Consider the following 20,462-nt stretch of genomic DNA (forward strand, 5'->3'; position numbering starts at 1 on the left):
CCATTATCTAATTCTATTAAAATATATTTTATGAACAGCGGTTTCCGTATTACATTTCCTTTATTGTCAGCAATGGTGATCATCGCAGGACTGTACAGTTGCAGTACCTCCGGCGCCAAAGAGGGGAAAGAAACATCCGCCATTGCAGCAGCGCCTGCTGTTGAAGTTTTCTCCCTGACCCAGGGCAGCTTGTCTTCCTCTATACAAATCCCCGGGGAGCTGATCGCTTTCCAGCAGGTAGATCTTTATGCCAAAGTGAGCAGTTTTATTAAGAAGATGAGTGTAGACGTGGGCAGTGAAGTATCTGCCGGTCAGCTGCTGGCCACTATGGAAGCGCCTGAAATCAATTCACAGCTTTCCGGTGCAGAGTCCAGGTTAAAGTCGCAGGAGGCCATCTATTTATCAAGCAAGGCTACATACGACCGCCTGCTCGAAACCAGCAAAACCCCCGGTACCGTTTCACAGAATGACCTGGACCTGGCCTTTGCCCGCCAGAAATCCGACCAGGCCCAGCTCGACGCCGCCAAAGCCGCACACCGCGAAGTAGGCGATAACCGCAACTACCTTGAGATCCGCGCGCCTTTCAGCGGGGTGATCACCGCGCGTAATGTAAGCGCCGGCGCTTATGTGGGCCCTTCCGGAAAGGGTTCTGAAATGCCCATCTTCACTTTACAGGAGCAAAAGAAACTCAGGCTGGTGGTAAGCGTACCGGAAGCCTATACGAGCTACCTCACTAACCAGAGTGAAGTGGCTTTTAAAGTAAGATCCCTGAACAACAAAGAGTTTAAAGGAAAGGTGATCCGCCTCGCAGGCGCGCTGGACCGCAAGCTCCGTTCCCAGCATATTGAAATTGATGTAGCCAATAATGATAAATCGTTGTTGCCCGGTATGGTGGCAGAAGTAGCCATTCCGCTCACCGGCAACGCCAGCAACTTCGTGGTACCTTCTTCTGCAGTACTCAATTCTACCACCGGCGTATTCGTGGTGAAAATACAGGACAAGAAAACAAAATGGGTACCGGTAACTACAGGTCGCAGTGAAAACGGCAAAACCGAAGTGTTTGGGGAACTGAACGTTGGTGATACATTGGTGGCTACCGCCACTGAAGAAGTACGGAATGATGCGCCCGCTCCAAATGTAAAAGTTAAGTAGATAGATAGTGGATGAAGAGAAAAGTCATTCCCGCAAGGGGGTGGCTTTTTTTTATGGCTGCCCGCATATAGGCCGAAAGCCCTTCTCAATAAATTACTTAAAAAAAAGTGTAAATTGTATATATGAATTTTTTCCCCATAACATGAATACACCTGCAAAATTAACCATACTCCTGCTGGTTGTTGCGCTATTTTTCCTCCAATATCCTAAAGCCTCTGGCCAGTCTGCTTTGATATGGGAAGAACAGGCGCGGCTTTCCTCTATCCGTGACAGCATCAAACTGGTGGATGGCATGAATCGCGTTGGGCTGCTTTACCAGGCTAAAAGTATCGACAGTTGTTTTTATTACGGGATGAAAGCAAAGGCGCTCGCCGGCAGGCTGCATTATGCTAAAGGCGAAATAGATGCGGATAACGTTATCGGTACAGCCTTCAGCTGTAGAGGACTATACAGGGAAGCACTGGCAGTGTATAGCGGGGCACTTACCGGTTACCGGCAACTGAACGATACCTCCAATATTGTCCAGGTACTCATGAATATGGCGCTGGTATATGCAGTAATACCTGATAGCATAAAATCTGAATCATTCTTCCGGCAAGCCATGAAGGCGGGTGAACATCTAAAGCAGGACAGTATCCTGAGTTTACTCTATGTTAACTATTGTATGTTTACCCCGTTGCACAACAATGATAGCGCCAGCTATTACCTGGGCAAATCATCAGCAATTGCCCGCCGGTATAAAATGGAATGGATCCCCATTCTTGTTATGCAGATACAGGCAACCCGTCTGCTTCAACAGGGCCACAGGGAGGAGGCACTGCCATTAATTGAGGAAACCCTGCACAAGTCCAGGGCTATAAGTATGGAACTCCTTGAAATGAATAGCCTGGTCTCACTGGGCGATTACCATAAGAATAATGCAGACAGTGCGCTGAAATACTATCAGCAGGCTTACCAGCTGGTAAAAGAATCGGGCTATATGAATATGATGATACCAGCGTCCCGTGCAATTTTGGAGACTACCCGCTTAACCGGCAATGCCGCAAAGATCGACCAGGCGCACGGGGTACTGGAAGAAGCGCTTACAAAAGAAAACGAAAACCTGAAAAATTTCATCGGCGACTATGTTAAATATAATATGGTAGAGGAGGATAATAAACTACTGGAAATCAGCAACCGTAACAACCAAGCGAAAATCTGGCTGTTAATCGCCTTATGTGGTGTCAGCGCATTGCTGGTAGCTTTTATTTACCGGCAATACCGTGTATTACACCGTTTGAATCAGAAAATATCCGAGCAGAATAACAACCTGCAAACAACGCTCTCCGTGCTGGAGCAAAGCCAGGAGGAAAACACAAGGATAATGAGAATAGTAGCCCACGATCTCCGCAGCCCCATTGGCGCTATGACCTCCATCGCTACACTGCTGCTGCAGGAAGCGCCGCGCTCTGAGGATGATGAGATGATGCTGAACCTTATCAAAACTGCGGGAGAGAACTCGCTGGAGCTGACCTCAGATCTTTTACTGATAAACAGCCGCGCAGAAGAATTAAAAAAAGAAGCAGTAGATATGTATCAGTTGATTCATTATTGTGTGGACCTGCTGCAGTTCAAAGCAGGAATAAAAAATCAAAAAATTAATTTGCATGCGTCCCATACAACCTCGTATGTGAACAGGGAAAAGATATGGCGGGTAATAAGCAATCTGATTACCAATGCCATTAAATTCAGCCCCGATGGAGCTAATATTGGCGTACAGCTGGAGGAAAAACAGGACGAAGTGGAGATTGTTGTAAAAGACAATGGGATTGGTATTCCTGCTGAAATGCAAGGTAAAATATTTCAAATGTTTACAGAAACGAAGAGGAGAGGCACTGCCGGCGAAGAATCTTTCGGCCTGGGACTGGCCATATCCAGGCAAATTGTAGAAGCACATAAAGGCCGCATCTGGTTTGAAAGCGTGCCTGGCAGCGGCACAACGTTTTTTGTTACTTTGCCTAAACGTAATCCTGTATTAGAAAAAGCCAGTTAGTGATAATTTTTTCCCGATTGCGTAAATCAAATTCCGTATCCGTCTGCCTCCGCATACCTCCTTCCCCGAACTTTGCGCCAGCAAATTTTAAGGAACCAGACAATGGAGAAAGCTATGATAAGGGAATTTTTAAAAAGAACAGCATGGTGTTTACTGTTCCTGTCAACAATCGTATCCGGCACATCATTCGCCGAAGAAATAGACAACGGCGGCAGTATCAAAGGACTCATCACCACATCGGACAATAAGCCGGCGCCAGGCGTGGTAGTAGTGTTAAAAGGCACTAAAAAAACAACCCTCACAGACGATAACGGTACTTATTTACTCCGTAACATCACACCGGGAAATTATACCATCCAGGTATCTCTCACAGGATATGAAACTACCAGTCAGCAGGTAACGGTGGAAAAAGATAAAACCGTTACCATCAATCTTCAGCTGAATATCTCTGAAAAGAACCTGAATGAAGTAGAGGTAACCGCCTCCCGGAACAAGTATACCAAAAGAAGCAGTGAATACGTGGCAAAACTGCCATTAAAGAATATCGAGAATCCGCAGGTATACAGCGTTATCTCCAGCGAACTGATAAAAGACCAGGTGGTAACCCGCTACGAAGATGCGCTCAACAATGCGCCCGGTATCAGCAAATTATGGTCATCTACCGGTCGTGCCGGTGATGGCGCAGGTTACTTCTCGCTCCGTGGCTTCGCGGTACAACCTACGCTGGTAAACGGCCTGCCCGGCTTAACCAATGGCGGCCTGGATGTAGCCAACGTGGAAAGGATTGAAGTAGTGAAAGGCCCGTCCGGTACACTGTACGGCAGCTCCGTAATTTCCTACGGCGGTTTGATCAACACGGTTACCAAAAAACCTTACGATCACTTCGGCGGCGAAATCAGCTATACCGGCGGCGGCTATGGCCTCAATCGCATCACCGCTGATATCAATACCCCGCTGGATAAAGATAACAAAGTGCTGCTGCGCGTAACCGGCGCTTATCATGATGAAAACAGCTTCCAGGATGCCGGCTTCGTAAAGAAACGCTACATCGCACCATCGCTTACTTACCATGCAAGCGATCGCCTCACCCTGATGCTGAACACCGAATTCCTTTCTACAGAAAGTACTAATCCAACTATGCTGTTCCTCGACCGCGGCACCGCGCTGTTTGCAAAGAACCTGCAGGAATTGGGATACGACAACAAACGCTCTTATACCAGCAATAACCTCAGCATCAAAACGCCTACCAGCAGCATCCAGGCGCAGGCAATCTATAAACTATCCGATACCTGGACCTCACAAACCATCGTATCAAGAGGAACCGCCAAATCAGAAGGATATTATTCTTACCTGTATGAGGCTTCTTCAGCCATACCAGGTTTCCCTAACATTTCGCCGACCTTTGCCCGGTATATCAGCTACCAGAACGGTAGTACCAATACCACCGATATCCAGCAGAACTTTACGGGCGACTTTAAGATAGGCCAGTTCCGTAACAGGGTAGTAGCCGGACTGGATTATTTCAGCCGTCAGACACAAGGCAACAGCACCGGGTATGTAATGAACGGCCTGGTAAACATGGCTGGTAACGACAACGGCATTCTTTCCAGGCAACATACGGATTCATTGCTGAATGCTTCCTCAATAGATAACTCCAACCTCAAACAGGAAACATACAGCGCTTACGTGTCGGATGTATTTAACATCCTGCCCAGCTTATCTGTAATGGCCAGTTTGCGTGTAGATCATTTCAAGAATGGTGGTCTTACTGCCGGTACCAACGAGAAATACGAACAAACCGCCCTGTCGCCTAAATTCGGTATCGTGTACCAACCCATCCTGAATACACTGTCTGTTTTTGCTAACTATATGAACGGTTTCACCAACAGCGCACCAAGACAACGCGCCAGCGATAATGTTTGGCAAACTTTCCGTCCTGAACAGGCCAATCAAATGGAAGGCGGTGTGAAAGTAAACCTGTTAGGTGGCATGATCACGGGTTCTGTGAGCTACTACGATATTAAAGTGAAAGATATCATCATGCAGGTAGGCGGAGGCCCTACAGCCGGCTATACACAAGGTGGCGAAAGAACCAGCCGTGGCGTGGAAGCGGAAATCGTGGCTAACCCGGTAGCAGGATTGAACATCACCGGAGGTTATAGCTACAACGACAGCAAATTCGTGAAAACAGATGATAAAGATTATGAAGGCAGACGCCCCGAAGAAGCCGGCCCTAAAAACCTGGCGAACCTCTGGGTAACCTACAAATTCCAGAACGGCCCTGTGAAAGGCTTTGGTATTGGCTTCGGCGGTAACTATGCCAGCGAAAACATGATCCTGAACAGGCTCACCACCGGCGTATTCACTTTACCATCCTACACCGTGTTAAATGGTTCCCTGTTTTATAACACCAACAAATTCAATGTAGCCTTCAAACTGGATAACATTGGTAATAAAGAATACTACAAAGGCTGGAGCACCATTGAGCCACAGATGCCCAGACGTTTTTCCGGAAACGTAACCTATAAGTTCTAAAGACAATACTACATAAGAAAAAAGAGGATGTTCATTTTTGAACATCCTCTTTTTTGTGCCGCCTTCTTTGTTACGCGGCAGTAGTATTATTATTGGCCGGTGGCGCTTTCTCTTCCGCATCCACCATCCATTGCGTGAATTTATATTTCGGCAATATTTCATTCAGCTTTTTCTTCAGCCACTTGGAAACAATTTCAAACACAATAAAACCGATCACGATTGAGATGGTCCATTCCATTGTATTGTAGGTATGTTTATCTACCACGGTTTTATGGGCGGTAAGTCCCCATAAATTCCGGATGCTGCGGGTGGTAAAGTAGTGGGATACCAGGCGGGTAGACGCCATGCCGATAACGAATCCTAAAAAATTGCCCACATAATTATTGTAAACGTATTCCAGGAATTTTCTGATAAGCTTAATTTTCATGTAAGGGATCTTTGCCCGCTAAGCTAATATCAAAATTTTCTTTTCCAGCAGATTTTTTTCCGGAATGTTAAAACGATGCAGTTTTCCTTGTTCTATTTTTGCAAAAATTTTCGCATCCAACCATGAAGAAATTGCTGTACTGCCTGATTTTATTACTGCCGCTGTATGCTTTGTCCAATACAGAAACTGATTTCGGTACCATTAAAGGAAAAATAACCACCAGCGATAATCAAACCGCCGCCTCGGTAACCGTGGTGATAAAAGGAACGTCGAGAAATGCCATCACCGGGAATGATGGTACATTCATCATTCACCGGGTACCTGCCGGCGACTGGCAACTGGAAATTTCACTGATCGGTTACCAGACGCTTACCCAAAACGTAACCGTGGAAAAGGGGCAAACCACAAATGTATCCCTCCGGCTGGAACTGTCTGATACGCAGCTGCGGGAAATTGTAGTTAATACCAACCGTAACAAATTTGTTGATAAGAATACGGACCAGGTAGCACGGCTTCCGCTGAAAAACCTGGAGAACCCACAGGTATACCAAACAGTAGGCAAGGCGCTGATGCAGGAACAACTGATCACCGAGCGTACGGATATTTACAGGAATATTCCCGGTGCAGTGCCCAACTTCGCCGTAGGCGGCTCCCAGGGTATGACCATCCGCGGTTTTTCCAATGCCACGGGTATGCGGAACGGTATGGTTACAAGCGCCATCGTGCCTTTGAACCCGGTTATCCTCGAACGTGTTGAAGTAATAAAAGGCCCTTCCGGTACTTTGTTTGGTAGCAACCGCAACATCACTTTCGGTGGCCTCTATAACTATGTAACCAAAAAACCATACGAACAGTTTGGCGGAAACGTAAGCTTCACAGGAGGCAGCTTCGAGTTTGCACGCTTTACTGCAGATATCAATACCCCGCTGAATGAAGACCACTCCATGCTATTCAGGCTCAATGCCGGTGCGCAAACGGAAGGCTCTTTCCAGGATCAGGGATATGCAAAAAATTATACCATTGCTCCCAGTTTTTCCTACCAGGTGAACGACCGGTTGAAATTCCTGGTAGACGTGGAAATCACCAGGGGCAACTTCGCCACCGGCACCTACGCCGTAAATGATTTTAAAAACGTGACCGCCAGAAGCTTTAAAGATCTGAAGATCGGGTATAAGCGTTCATACATCAATAATGGAGCGGATATCAGCAATGGCATCAACAACATCCAGGGCCAGATCGAATACAAAATATCGGACAGCTGGACTTCCCAAACCAACTACCTGTTTTCTGAAGGCTTCTATAAACATTTCTACTGGACCAACATGACCCTGCTCACCGATTCTACGATGGCGCGCAGCGTGAGGAACCAGAAACCCGAAACGTTTGGTAATATCCAGCTGCAACAAAATTTCATCGGCGATTTCAGGATTGCTTCATTGAGAAACCGCCTGGTGATTGGCATCGACTACAACTATAATTATAATAGCCTGAACCGGGTTACGGTGAACTACGATGTGGTGAATATAAATCAGCCGGTGAAAGAACTGAATCCTGATTTGATTGATGACCTGTCTTATCAGAAAGGATTTTCTGCTACCCGTACAAAGTCCAACAGCTACAGCGTTTACGCGTCTGATGTACTAAACATCACCCCGGCGCTGATGACCATGCTGAGCCTGCGTGTGGATCGCTTCACTACCGGCGGAACTTACACGGTGGCTACCGGTAAATATGCCGGTGATTATAATCAGACCTCTTTATCGCCCAAGCTGGGGATAGTATACCAGGTGTGGAAAGACAAGGTATCTTTATTTGCCAACTATATGAATGGTTTTGTAAACCTGGCGCCGCTTGTACAACCGGATAATACCATCCTGAACCTGAAGCCGCAAAAGGGCAACCAGTGGGAAGGTGGTGTCAAGGTAGAACTGCTCGACAATAAATTAAGCGGTTCCGCCAGTTATTATAACATTGATGTTACCAATGTAACCCGCACGGAAATTGTAGATGGAAAAACGTTTATGTTCCAGGATGGCACACAACGCAGCAAGGGTTACGAGGTGGAATTGGCGGCTAACCCGGTAGCAGGGCTGAATATCGTTGCTGGTTATGCTCATAACGAGAACAGGTATACGAAAGCATCTGCTGCTATACAGGGAAAGCTGATTGTAGGCAGCCCTAAAGATGTAGCTAATATCTGGGTAAGCTATCATATGCCTTACGGAAAGATGAAGGGACTGGGCTTTGGCGCCGGCGGAAACTATGTAAGCGACTCCTGGTTTGAATCCAGCAATACTTTTCTGTTGCCGGGATATACCCTGTTGAGCGCTTCTGTATTTTATGATCAACCGAAATACCGGCTGGCATTGAAAGGCAATAATCTCCTGGATGAAAAATACTGGGATACCAATGGTATCGCGCAAAAGCCGGTGAACTTCCTGGCAAGCGTCACTTTAAAATTCTAAAAAAAAGCAGGTTGCCGGATGTATATCTTCCGGCAACCTGCGTTTGTTGCAGTGATCATGATCAGCTGTTAACCGTACTGATCACACCCCTGAAAAAGCCGGCTGATTCGGCAATGCCCGGCAGCGGATCACTCATGTCTTTTTCAAACTCCAGGCTGCATACGCCTGCGTAGTTGATTTTCTCCAGCGCCGTAACCAGCTTTTTGAAATTAATGACGCCGCGGCCCAGTTCAATGGCTTTGCCATCTTTAACGGCGGCTGAAATATCTTTGATATGTAGATCGAAGATCCGGTTTTTATAAGCCAGGATGGCTTTGGAAGGCTCTTCCCCGGCGCGCGCAGCATGACCAATATCCAGGCAGAGGCCCAGGCGTTCGTCCCTGTTTTTAATAAGATCGTATGCGTTTTTGGGACCGGGATACAGCTTGTCTTCCGGACCGTGGTTATGCACCGCCAGGCGGATATTATACTCCTTTATCTTTTTCTCGGTATAGTCCAGCAGCTCCGGATTAGGCACGCCTACAATCAACGGTACGCCTACACGTTTGGCATAATCGAAAGCTTCATCTACTGCTTTTTCTGTTTTCATGTAAATAACGCCTACGGCATACACGTTAATACCCGCTGCGGAAAATTTACCCAGCACTTCCTTTATTTTTTCCGGAGAACTGTTTAAGGGGAGATGGATATCTTTTACAGAGATGTTTTTGATATTCACCCGGTTCATCATGGCGATGGCCTGGTCGAGATCAAATTTGGCAAAGGTATAGCCCGCCATCCCGATGGGCAGCAGCGCTTTTTTTGCCGGAACAGCGGCAGCTGCGGCAACGGTGAAAGGCGCCATAGTAGTAGCTGCCATGCCCAATGCCGTGTGAAGCAGGAAATTTCTTCTTGATGACATATTGTAAACTGTTTACGTGGTTTTAGCAAAATACACTGCCCGGAAAATATGCGCCGGGAGTACAATGGGCTAAGATCTCTAAAAAATGTTGTTTTTTATAATAATAGCCGTTGAATGTTCAGGCACGTTAATTGCGGCGCCCGAAACGCATTATTATAACACCTAAGCAAGTGATCATGAAGAGATTAGTTTTACTATGGATGGTATTATTTTACGGCTTAAGTTCCAGCGCCCAGTTCAGCGACTCGGTGCATTACTACATTAAATACGCTTCTACTGGTTCGGTGAACAGGACCAACGACGGCAACTCTTTCCTGCTCAATAATAACATGGGCTTTAAAATCAGTAAAAAGAAGATGACCCTGAACATGGGCGCCAGTTATGTATATGGAAAGCAGGACCACAGCGTTACCAATAACGATGTTTCTACCGCGATGGATTTTAATATTTACCGGGGAGAAAAGAAAGTGTATTTCTGGGGATTGGCCAACTATGATAAAAGTTATTCCTTAAAGATCAACGATCGCTTCCAGGGCGGTGGCGGTGCGGCATATGACGTCATTAAACGGAAGAATGCTACCCTCAACCTGAGCGATGGACTCCTGTTTGAAAACAGCGATCTTTTCCTGCACGACACCATCCCCGATGTGTATCATACTTTCCGGAATTCCTTCCGGGTATACTATAAATGGGTGATCAAAGATATCATTGTGCTGGAAGGCTCCAATTATCTGCAAAACTCGCTGTCTCACGGAAACGACTATATCATTAAATGCAATAATGCCCTTTCCGTGAAACTCCGTTCCTGGCTGGCTATCACCGCTGCCATGACCTACAATAAATTAAACCGTACTGAGCGCGAAAACCTGCTGATGAATTACGGCCTCACCATAGAGAAATTTTTCTAGCGGGGCCACTGCTCCAAAGGGAAAATATTTTGTCTTATTTTGCCGGGGAATTGATACTATGGGGCGTTTATTCCAAACGATTATTTTACTGGGCGTAATCCAGGGTTTCATTGTAAGCGGACTACTGTTTTTCTCCACCAGGAAACGGGCGGTAAACCGTTTTTTAGCGGCGCTGATTTTCCTGCTCAGCATGGCCGGTTTTTGTTTGTGTGGTTCCTATTATCATTGGTTTAACTCGCCATTGCTCAATTTGCTGTCGCAGTTATTACCGCTCATTGTGGTAATGCCGGTAGGGCCGCTGATGTATTTCTACATACAATCTTTTTGCGATCCTGAATTTAAACTCACCCCGCAACGGCGAAGGCACTTCTGGCCGGTGGTCATTGACCTGGGAGCACCGGTTGCGGCCGATGTGTTTGTGGTGGGCGTGCTGACGGGCGTATTGAAGAATAATCCGCAGCCGTGGATCATCTTTATAGATACCTATAATGTATATTCAGACATTCCACGATGGGTGTCACTGGCCATTTATACGTGGTTGTCTTTTAAATTCCTGGCGGCATATAAACGCAGTCACCCACCTGGCGCCGGGTTGCGCTGGCTGCAACAACTCACCTGGATGTTTGCGGGCTTTCTTGCTATCTGGCTGGTATACCTGGTGCCGTATATTATTCCCCGTTATACCGATGTGATACTCGATAAATTCGACTGGTATCCTATTTATGTACCCATGACTTTCCTGATTTACTGGCTGGGGATTAAAGGGTATATTATTTCCTACCAGGAATTGGTTACGGCTAAAAAGGCCGAAACTATATTGCCGGAATCTACTACAACACCGGCTGTAACGTTGCTGAAAAAAGCAATGGAAGAAGACCAGCTGTTTCTGAATGCAGCGCTTACCCTGCAAATGGTGGCGCAGCATACCGGTTTACCGCCCAAAACTATTTCTGCGGTGTTGAACCAGCATCTGCATAAAAATTTTAATGAGTATGTAAACGGCTACCGTGTTAACCTGTTCAAGGAAAAATTGTTACAGGAGGATGCTGATCAGCTTACCTTCACGGGCATTGCATATGATTGCGGCTTTTCTTCACCGGCTACTTTCCAGCGGGTGTTTAAACAACTCACCGGCATGTCGCCCTCCGAATTCCGGAAAAGCGCCCCGGATGCGCAGAAATCAGCGCTTTAATATGTCTCAAATCCGGATATGAGTAGGTGACAACGCGGTAAACAGGGAGCTTTGCCACCAAAATAAATGACCCGGATGGTACATCGCGCTAACTTCTCCTTTTTGATCATCGCCTTATTTTTATTTGCCTGCCGCGCCAGCCGGCCGGTCCCAAACAATGCACCGGTCACCTCCCGCGATGCAGTTTGGAATGCTGCAGCAATGACCCGTCTTGAAAAGAAACTGGAATATCTCCGGGAAAAATATCATATCCCCGGTATTTCGGCAGGCGTGGTAAATGAACAAAAACTGGTATGGAAAAAAGGCTTCGGCTATGCCGACCTGGAAAAACAAACAGCGCCCGATGAAAACACAGTTTACCAGGTGGCTTCCGTTACCAAAACGTTTGGCTCCATTATTCTTATGCAGCAGGTACAGGCCGGGAAGGTAAGCCTGGATGATCCTATCGGTAAATACGGCATTAACCTGGGCGCCCGCTGGGGCAGCGATCCACGGATCAAAGTCAGGCATCTGCTTACACATACCGCCATGGGCAGCATGTTTAACAGCTATAAACCCGGCTACGTATTCCGCTACAATGGCAGCTGGTATAATGAACTGGGGAAGGTAATTGCGCAGTCGTCCGGGCATACCTTCGGGGAATTGCTGATGGAACAGATCATTAGGCCGCTGTCGCTGAAAAGTACGGCGCCCAGTACCGATGATAGTGTCTGCTTTGCATTAACCGGTTATGACAAAGGAACGTTTATGCAGCGGGTAGCCAAACCGTACGACTGGAAAAACAAGCAGTTGCAGCCCATTACCTTTTCATACGGTTTTGGCCCGGCGGCGGGCATCATGAGCAATGTGGCCGATCTGGCGGTTTACTCCACCGCCATTGATCAGAAAATGTTCCTGGCAGATAGTACCTGGGAGAAAGTGTTTACGCCTTATGTCACCCCCAAAGGCAAAACCATCCAGTACGCGCTGGGATGGTATGTAAAGTACTACAAAGGCGTAAAGGTAATGTGGCATACCGGCTGGTGGACCGGCTATTCTGCCCTGTTTGTAAAGATCCCGGAGCGGGACCTGACATTTATTATCCTGGCTAACTCACAGGATCTGAGCCGGCCTTTTTATCACCTGGTGAAACCCTTGCCGGGCATTGGGATGTTTAATCCTTTCCGGCGTAATTTAAACAAAACGCTGAGGGCTTCCGCGTTTGGCGAAGCCTTCCTGGATCATTTCCTGGAGTGAATCCCGGTTTAATGCGCGCCGGGATCCGGTTCAAAGTCCAGCGACACGGAGTTCATGCAAAACCGCTTGTGCGTAGGAGGGGGGCCATCATCGAAGATATGACCGAGGTGCGAACCGCAACGTTCACAGATCACTTCCGTCCTTTGCATACCGAAGGAATTATCTTCCTTGTAGATCACGCTGTTGGCTTTGAGTGGTTCAAAAAAGCTGGGCCACCCGCAGCTGCTGGCAAATTTAGCGTCTGATCTGAACAGGGGATTGCCACAAACCGCGCAATAATAACTGCCTTTTACCTCGGAATCCCAGTATTTGCCTGTAAATGCCCGTTCGGTGGCATTTTCGCGGGCTACGGCATAGAGGTCGGGCGGCAGTATTCTCTTCCATTCGGCGTTGGTAATATGCAGTTTCCGTGTATCCGTTCTGGAATAGTAAGGATTTTTCACTGGCGCTTGTTTATTGTTGCTATTCTGGCTATGGCAGGCAATCTGTGTGGCCAGGATCAGTGTTAAAAGAAATATTATTCTCATCTCGCAAAAAAAATACTGGTGAATAATACAATAACCCAAAATTACCGCTTTAAATCCGTAATAAGGATGGCTATCCTGCCAGGTGGATGAACCGTCCTTTTTTTACAAAATCTTTAAAATAACCCCGTGATCATTTTTCCGTTTTTTTTCGGGAGATAATTATCTTAGCCGATATCTTCATGCTTAAATCATCATCACATTGTTACGTAAATTATTCTTTGCCTTCGTTATTACGCTTTTCAGCGGTTTCATTGCACATGCACAGCAATACTATCTCTTCGTGGGAAGTTATAACCGCGATAAAGACAAAGACGGCGTATACCTGTTCCGGTTCAACTACCAGACCGGTGCGTTGCAGCAGGTGTCTGCCACCAAAGGTATTCTCAATCCCTCTTTTCTTACGTTATCGCCCGATGGAAAATATATTTACGCCTGCTCCGAAGCCCAAACGCCTAACGTGGGCGGTGTCAGCAGTTTTGCTTTCGACAGTGTGAAAGAAACGGTAACGCTGCTCGACCGGCAGGACAGCGGTGGCGATAACCCCGCATATGTAGGCGTAGACCCTACCGGCAAATGGCTCATCTGCGCCAATTACAGCGGCGGCAGCCTGTCCATTTTCCCGCTCACCGGCGGCGGACATATAGCTCCCGCTAAACAAACCATTGCTTTTAAAGACAGCAGCGTTGTACGAAGCCGGCAACTCAGCTCACACATCCACGCGGCAGTTTTTTCCCCGGATGGCCATTATGCTTTTTTCCCGGATCTCGGTGCTGATAAAATCCATGCCTATCAACTGGTGCCGGATGCTGCAGCACCTTTACAGCCGGCCAATCCGCCATTCACGCGTACCACTCCCGGCAGCGGTCCCCGGCATATCACGTTTCATTCCAGGCTGCCAATGGCTTACTGTATTGAAGAAATCAGCGGCACCGTTACGGCGTACCAGTATCATGCCGGTAAACTGGATAGCCTTCAGCGGGTAGATGCCCGCCTGGCTACCTCCCAGGCCGATTATGGCAGCGCCGATATCCATATCTCCCCCGATGGCCGCTTCCTGTATGCCTCCACCAGGGAAGATGCCAACAGTATATTTATCTATTCCATTAACCAACAAAACGGACGATTGAAACAAATAAGCGTTGAATCCACACAGGGTAAACATCCGCGGAATTTTGTGATTGATCCTACAGGTAAGTTTCTATTGGTGGCCAATCAGAAAACAGGGAATATTGTTGTTTTTAAAAGAGATCAGAAAAGCGGACTGCTGAAGAAAACAGGCGTGGAGGTAACCCTGCCAAATCCTTCGTCCCTGCAGATCAGGGCTTACGCCAGATAATAATGAGCAGTGTGAGCAACAGCAGATATAACACCCACTTTACTATTTTGTAGGTATTGGTTTTGAAGAAGGTGTTCTTTTTAATGGTGCCGGTATCATCAAAACGTTCGGTGATCCTGGAGAACTCTCCGTGGGTGAGCTTTCCCCACAGCTCCCCGGCATCGTTTACCAGCTTCAGGATGGTAACATGAAACATCACTCCAAAGGAGCTGCCGGGAAAACGTTTTTTGATCATTACCGCCGTTGCCGCCAGTTCTACAGGTAAGCTACCTACAGCAAATAACAACACGGGGATAACCCAACCAGGAGCCGTAAACAACAGCACGAGTGCTGTGATGCCACAAAACAATACAGTTTCGGGCGTATTGGGCAAATTGCGGTAAGTATAGTTTGGATTGTACTTTCCCAAACGGCTGTTGCCAATTCCATACCGGTAAGGCCGTTTGTAGTTAGCACGGCCATCATCCCACCACGGATGGGTTACAGCTGCTTCCGGCAACGATCTGAAATTTTGTTCGTTATTCCTGTCGCGCACATGCAGGAAGAAATCAACATCTTCACCGCCACCGGCTTTCGGGTAATCGGTAGAGAAGCGCACATCGCCCACCGCACTTCTTTTTACCATGATATTCGCAGTGGCGCCCCAGGTAAACGAAGGCTTATTCGCCGCCACAGAAAAGATATTTACATTGCCGTTGACCATCAACGCCCTGGCAAAATCACTTGGTGGCGGTGGAAAATGAATAAGGCCAATGAATCCAATTTCATCGGGATGTTCTGCCGCAGCAGCTGCATACCTGAACAACAAATCATCTGTTACCGTAACATCATCATCCAGGAACAGGATCCAGTCGCCTTTTGAAACAGATATGCCCCGGTTCCGGGTGCCGGAAGCACCGAGGTTTTTTTCATTGATATAAAGAAATACATCGTTGTTATCCGCCAGCGCCCGGATACTTTCAGCAGGCACTATATCCGGATTATCTGCCATCAGGTAAAACTTAATGACAGCATTATCCGGCCTCGGCAGGCGAAGCACAGGAAGTACATATTTTTCCTCCAGCCGGAAGGACGGCATTACAACATCTATAGTGAGTTTCATACTTAGCAGATAACGGTAGATAAATCAGGTAGCACTACATCAACGCTTACGGCGCCCAGAGGTCTTCTTCGCGGAGCAGTTTTTTCTTGTAACGTTTCATCAACATCCGCACATACATCCACCAGCCCATTCCCCTGCGGATCAGCTGTAATTTATCTTTCAAAAATTGCCGGTCTTTATTATCCGAGGAAAACCCGCTCATGTTATACAATACAATGGTAATGGGATAATGCTGCTTCTTAAAACTGCGGTCGCCCCAAACGAGGAGGTTAAGCGCGTAATCAGCCAGCACTTTATATTGCAGATCATAGGAATATTTCCGGAAAACGCTTTTCGGGTAAATAATGGATTGATGGTTCATACAATATTTGGCGAGCCGGTACTCACTGAAGCTGCCTTGTAAAAGCGGATATTCAACGGGACCGTTTGTATTGAACCCGGTGCTGTTGCCATAGTAAATAGTGTGGTCATCGCGGAGATATGAGGAGAGTTCACTGAAGCCCGGCAGGAGACGATCGTCGCTGCCCAGGAAATATAACCAGTTTCCGCTTGCCATCCCGATGCCTTTATTGAGTGCGTCATAGATGCCCTTATCCGGTTCACTCACCCATTTCACCAGCTCCAGGCCGGATTCCTGCACAATGCTCAGGGTGTTGTCGGTACTGCCTCCATCTACAATCACCACCTCCATTCCTTTCACAGTCTGTTCCTTAACAGATTGCAGGCATTCTCTGAGGTGCTGACCGGCATTATACGTTGCGATAATTATGCTGATCAATACATCACCGGGTCGTTCATTCATTCGATATACTAGTTGATTACCGGGGCTAAAATTAGGGCTATTTGTTTGTTTTTTTATTTGGTTATTTGGATATTTTGTTGCGATAGCCCGGCATGATGTAACGCCATATCCAAATAACCAAATACTAAAACAGGGGAATCATTACTGGTTTACCCTGAACTTTTCAGTAGCCCCGATAGTAGTATGATTGCAGGTCATAGGCTGTGTACCGCCTTCGCTGGAAACATAGCTGCCATTGCTGCCCCTGAGTGAAATGGTACCGTCGCTGTTGCTGATCCAGTCGAACTGTTCCCACGGACCAATAGCAGTACGGTTACAGTTCATGGCCTGGGTACCATTTTCTGAACATACATAAAAGCCGCCGTTTACCAGTGCTACTTTACCGCTACCGGCGCTTACCACGGAAAACTGTTCCCATCCCTGGGCCACGGTGCGGTTGGCATTCATGGCCTGCGTGCCGTTTTCGCTGCACACGTACAGGTTATTGGAGCTTTTAAGGGTAATGGTTTGCCCGATGGGAGCGCCGCCACCGCCGCCCACTACAGGCGCAGTAGGACGCGTAGCTGTTAAACCGATTTGTCCCTTCAGCATTTTACCGCCATCCCCGGTGAGGCGCAGGTAGTAGTCTGCGGAGCAAACCACCCCATCTTCATCCAGGGTCACAAAGTTGGAACCTGCGGGAATAAAGGAGGCGTTTTCTGCTGTTTTGGCAATCTGGTTACCTTCGTTGTACTCGTCAAACATAGAGATGTAAATGCCCTGGGCGCCTACCCGTACCATGTTGTAAAACTGGCGCCACATAAAGTCGCCATGCGCGCGCTGGTGTTCCTGTAAATCGCCCGGCAACACGCAGGGCTGGTAGTCGATTCCGTTGTTGTTACAATACGCCTGGTCCGGTGTGTTTACATTGGTGTAGAAATTATCTGCGTCAGCAACATTACCGATCCTGCCTACCATCCACGGTGAAATCATATTCAGCGCGCTGTAGGTAGCGAGGAAGCCGGGTCTGGAATCGCTGGTTTCGGTACGCCAGTGCGTAGGTACGCCGCCGATTACATAACAGCCCTGGTTTTTGAACCAGTTGATTACATCCAGGCATACCGCGGCAGACCACGGGTGATTGGAGTCGTTGAAGCCAAAGCCCCAGATACATACCACCGGTTTGCCATTCTGTTTGGCATAAGCGGAAGAAGAGGTGTAGGCCGACATCTTGGTGGTCCAGTCGGTTTTAATCTCAGATTGCATGTTGGTCCAGCCGCTGACATCATACATGATGTAAAACTTGCGGCCATAGTTTTCCGCAGCAGTTTTTACTTTGGCGGTAATGGCGTCGCGCACCGGTCCTTCGGTGCCATTTGGGTTAAAGCGCTGCAACGCCGCGGCGTCGATACCATTTTGCTGCATCCACAGGAAGTGGGTGTTCACGGTTTGGTCGTTGAAAGAAGAGAACAGTTTCGCAGGTTGACCATTGCCGAGGTTTGCCCAGGCGGTTTGATAGGTGCTGCTGTAGTCCCTTACATCGGGCCAGGACTTAATACCATTATTCGTGGAAGAGGGCGACGCGCCCCAGTTCTGCGTCCAGTGCCACCAGGCATTGATAGGGGAGCCATCGCCATTGGCGGCAAACCAGCCCTGGTAGCCTACCGTGATTTTACCGACTACGTCGCCAACAGGAGAGCCCAGTGCGCTGATGCCTGATTTTTTGCCATCGAGCGACTGGAGTGAATTGACGGCCTCTTTTTTGGAGCAGCCAACAGACAATGCAACAAGGGTTGCGAAGAGAAGATGCAACTTGTTTTTCATGTGTGGAACAATTGATGATGATTAGGAATTACTATCGGATTTGCTACCGTGGTTTTCTTAGAACAATGCCGGGCTATGGATAATGAAACGTGGAAGTTTTCTGGTGCAATTAAGGGGAGAGGCACTAATCAGTGCATTAATAAAGGGCTAATAAACAAATTAGGGCTGACTTTTTTTTCACCCGGAGCCGTATTACGATTTCCGGGTACCCGCATTACCGGTAGTGATCAGGGAAATCCTGCGTGTAATTCATTCACCGTATTAAAGATATAATCGGGTGAGGCATCCTGCAGTTCCTGCGTACTGCCGTAACCGTAGCCAACTGCAATGGAGGGCAGCTGGTTTTTCTGTGCGCCTATGATGTCGTGTTTGCGGTCGCCCACCATAACGGTGTTGCCGGCATCCAATTGTTGTTCGGACATCACGTAGCGGATCAGTTCCGCCTTGTCGGCCCGCGTGCCATCCAGCTCGCTGCCATATACCGCCGTAAAGTAAGGCTCCAGGTTAAAGTGCCGGATCACGATGTCGGCAAATACTTTTGGTTTGGAGGTGGCAACAAACAACCGTCGCCCCTGTGACCGCAGCGCAGTGAGTAATTCCGGAATGCCGGCATACTGCTCGTTTTCATAAATGCCGGTTACTTTGAAGTACTCCCGGTAAGCGCTAACCGCCTCCCATGCCTGCGATTCGGTAAAGCCATAATATTCGATGAACGATTGCTGGAGGGGCGGACCAATAAACGGAAGCAGCTTCTGAAGGTCCGGCTCGGCAATACCTGCCTTTGCCAATGCATACTGAACGGATTTGGTAATACCGGTTTTAGGATCTGTAAGCGTACCGTCGAGGTCAAATAAAATATTGGCGTATTTCATAACGGCTGCAATATAAATTAAAAAGAGGACGTTGAATAGGTTCAGGTTATTTCTTAGCTTACAACTGAATACAACTGTCACATGAATGATTTCTTCCGGAACTCCCTGTCCGCTATTATCGCCATTTTTCTACTCGCTGGATGCAGCAAAAGTGAATCCCAAACCATTGTTGCCACCGGCTACAGTGATGTGGACCAGGTGCTGAACGATTCCGTACCTGTTGCCTTTGATGGCAAATGTTACGCAGTGATTCATGAAAATGGGAAAACCGTATATGCGAAAGGATTCGGCGGCTATACCGGCAGCACACGCCAGCTCATTGCTTCCTGTTCCAAATGGTTATCGGCGGCAGTGGTTATGAGCCTGGTAGATGAAGGAAAAATAAAGCTCACCGATAGTGTGGGGAAATATCTGCCCGTTTTTACTACTTATCATAAGGGAGATATTACCATTGCGCAACTCTTCTCCCATACATCCGGTTTTCCCGGAAATTCTTCCCAGGGATATGAATCCAATGTGCTGATCACGCTCACACAGGCGGCAGATGGTATTGCCCGGAATGTGGCGCTGCTGAACCGGCCGGGCACCACCTTTTATTATGGCGGCGTAAGTATGCAGGTTGCCGGCCGCATTTGTGAAGTGGCCTCCGGTAAAAGCTGGAGCGCCCTGGCGGCGGATAAAATATTTACGCCCTGTGGCATGACCAGCACCGACTTCGGACTCACGGCCAATCCGCAGATTGGCGGCGGCGCCCGGAGCACGCCGGACGATTATATCCGCTTCCTCGACATGATCATGAACAAAGGCGTAGCCGCCAATGGTACCCGTGTGCTCAGCGAAGCCGCAGTAGCAGCGATGGAGGAAAGTCAAACCGGCCATGTTACTGTCACTTATACCCCTTATCCCGCAGTACTGCTCAATACAAAAGATTTCTACGGCACCGGCAACTGGAGGGACGTAACCGCTCCCGGTGGCGCACTGATTGAAAACAGCAGCCCCGGCGCCTTTGGCAGCCATCCGTGGATAAACCGCGATAAAAAGCGCACGGGTTTTATCTTTACTTTTATTGCCAGCAACGGTTATCTTTCCACTCTACCCACCTGTTTAAAGATCCGGGCGCTGGTGAGGAATAAATAATAAATGCCTTATTAAGTCAAGATAGTGTCTGTTTT

The 20,462-nt window shown here is 47.8% G+C and carries 16 protein-coding genes; 9 read left to right on the top strand and 7 right to left on the bottom strand.

Annotation, left to right across the window (positions count from 1 at the left end; all coding sequences use genetic code 11):
- Positions 1-30: 30 nt before the first annotated feature.
- The 3 genes from B5Z18_RS28785 (at position 31) to B5Z18_RS28795 (ending at position 5,719) form a co-directional block, all read left to right on the top strand.
- Positions 31-1,152, top strand: coding sequence for an efflux RND transporter periplasmic adaptor subunit (locus B5Z18_RS28785; protein ID WP_079473005.1), 1,122 nt, complete (start codon positions 31-33; stop codon positions 1,150-1,152).
- Between the two features lie 142 nt (positions 1,153-1,294).
- Positions 1,295-3,184, top strand: a complete 1,890-nt coding sequence (locus B5Z18_RS28790) for a sensor histidine kinase (protein ID WP_079473006.1) — start codon at positions 1,295-1,297, stop codon at positions 3,182-3,184.
- A 102-nt stretch (positions 3,185-3,286) separates the two neighbouring features.
- A complete protein-coding gene (locus B5Z18_RS28795; RefSeq protein ID WP_235016054.1) occupies positions 3,287-5,719 on the top strand; it encodes a TonB-dependent receptor in 2,433 nt (810 codons plus the stop codon).
- A gap of 70 nt (positions 5,720-5,789) precedes the next feature.
- Here B5Z18_RS28795 and B5Z18_RS28800 read toward each other — a convergent pair whose 3' ends face one another.
- Positions 5,790-6,146 (bottom strand): hypothetical protein, encoded by a 357-nt coding sequence (locus B5Z18_RS28800; RefSeq protein ID WP_079473007.1) that lies wholly within the window; start codon positions 6,144-6,146, stop codon positions 5,790-5,792.
- A 122-nt stretch (positions 6,147-6,268) separates the two neighbouring features.
- Here B5Z18_RS28800 and B5Z18_RS28805 point away from each other — a divergent pair, with 122 nt between their 5' ends.
- Complete coding sequence (locus B5Z18_RS28805; RefSeq protein WP_079473008.1) at positions 6,269-8,611, top strand: TonB-dependent receptor; 2,343 nt, start codon at positions 6,269-6,271, stop codon at positions 8,609-8,611.
- A gap of 61 nt (positions 8,612-8,672) precedes the next feature.
- Here B5Z18_RS28805 and B5Z18_RS28810 read toward each other — a convergent pair whose 3' ends face one another.
- Positions 8,673-9,512: a sugar phosphate isomerase/epimerase family protein gene (locus B5Z18_RS28810; RefSeq protein ID WP_079473009.1), complete on the bottom strand. Its 840-nt coding sequence runs from the start codon at positions 9,510-9,512 to the stop codon at positions 8,673-8,675.
- A gap of 176 nt (positions 9,513-9,688) precedes the next feature.
- Here B5Z18_RS28810 and B5Z18_RS28815 point away from each other — a divergent pair, with 176 nt between their 5' ends.
- The 3 genes from B5Z18_RS28815 to B5Z18_RS28825 all read left to right on the top strand — a co-directional run bounded on the left by B5Z18_RS28815 (position 9,689) and on the right by B5Z18_RS28825 (position 12,848).
- Positions 9,689-10,420: a DUF481 domain-containing protein gene (locus tag B5Z18_RS28815; RefSeq protein ID WP_079473010.1), complete on the top strand. Its 732-nt coding sequence runs from the start codon at positions 9,689-9,691 to the stop codon at positions 10,418-10,420.
- A gap of 58 nt (positions 10,421-10,478) precedes the next feature.
- Entirely contained in the window at positions 10,479-11,612 is a 1,134-nt protein-coding gene (locus B5Z18_RS28820) for a helix-turn-helix domain-containing protein (RefSeq protein WP_079473011.1), read from the top strand.
- A 75-nt stretch (positions 11,613-11,687) separates the two neighbouring features.
- On the top strand, positions 11,688-12,848 hold the full coding sequence (locus B5Z18_RS28825) for a serine hydrolase domain-containing protein (RefSeq protein ID WP_159454464.1): 1,161 nt from the start codon (positions 11,688-11,690) through the stop codon (positions 12,846-12,848).
- 8 nt (positions 12,849-12,856) lie between these two features.
- On the opposite strand, the gene msrB is transcribed toward B5Z18_RS28825, so the two are convergent.
- Positions 12,857-13,375, bottom strand: a complete 519-nt coding sequence (msrB, locus tag B5Z18_RS28830; protein ID WP_079473013.1) for a peptide-methionine (R)-S-oxide reductase MsrB — start codon at positions 13,373-13,375, stop codon at positions 12,857-12,859.
- A 199-nt stretch (positions 13,376-13,574) separates the two neighbouring features.
- On the opposite strand from msrB, the gene B5Z18_RS28835 reads away from it, so the two are divergent.
- A complete protein-coding gene (locus B5Z18_RS28835) occupies positions 13,575-14,711 on the top strand; it encodes a lactonase family protein (protein WP_079473014.1) in 1,137 nt (378 codons plus the stop codon).
- Here B5Z18_RS28835 and B5Z18_RS28840 read toward each other — a convergent pair.
- From B5Z18_RS28840 to B5Z18_RS28855, 4 genes are all read right to left on the bottom strand, one after another.
- Positions 14,692-15,813 (bottom strand): glycosyltransferase family 2 protein, encoded by a 1,122-nt coding sequence (locus B5Z18_RS28840; protein WP_079473015.1) that lies wholly within the window; start codon positions 15,811-15,813, stop codon positions 14,692-14,694. The two genes, B5Z18_RS28835 and B5Z18_RS28840, sit on opposite strands and share 20 nt — an antisense overlap.
- Before the next feature lie 46 nt (positions 15,814-15,859).
- The gene (locus B5Z18_RS28845) at positions 15,860-16,615 is read right to left on the bottom strand and encodes a glycosyltransferase family 2 protein (protein ID WP_079473016.1); all 756 of its coding nucleotides are present in this window, start codon (positions 16,613-16,615) and stop codon (positions 15,860-15,862) included.
- A 141-nt stretch (positions 16,616-16,756) separates the two neighbouring features.
- Positions 16,757-18,418, bottom strand: coding sequence for a lectin (locus B5Z18_RS28850; RefSeq protein WP_079473017.1), 1,662 nt, complete (start codon positions 18,416-18,418; stop codon positions 16,757-16,759).
- A gap of 227 nt (positions 18,419-18,645) precedes the next feature.
- Entirely contained in the window at positions 18,646-19,290 is a 645-nt protein-coding gene (locus B5Z18_RS28855) for an HAD family hydrolase (RefSeq protein ID WP_079473018.1), read from the bottom strand.
- A gap of 81 nt (positions 19,291-19,371) precedes the next feature.
- Between B5Z18_RS28855 and B5Z18_RS28860 the strand changes: the two genes are divergently transcribed.
- Positions 19,372-20,427 carry a serine hydrolase domain-containing protein gene (locus B5Z18_RS28860; RefSeq protein ID WP_079473019.1) on the top strand — a complete coding sequence of 352 codons (1,056 nt, stop codon included), beginning with the start codon at positions 19,372-19,374 and terminating at the stop codon, positions 20,425-20,427.
- Positions 20,428-20,462: the final 35 nt, after the last annotated feature.

This window comes from Chitinophaga ginsengisegetis (genome assembly GCF_900168065.1).
GTDB lineage: Bacteria > Bacteroidota > Bacteroidia > Chitinophagales > Chitinophagaceae > Chitinophaga > Chitinophaga ginsengisegetis.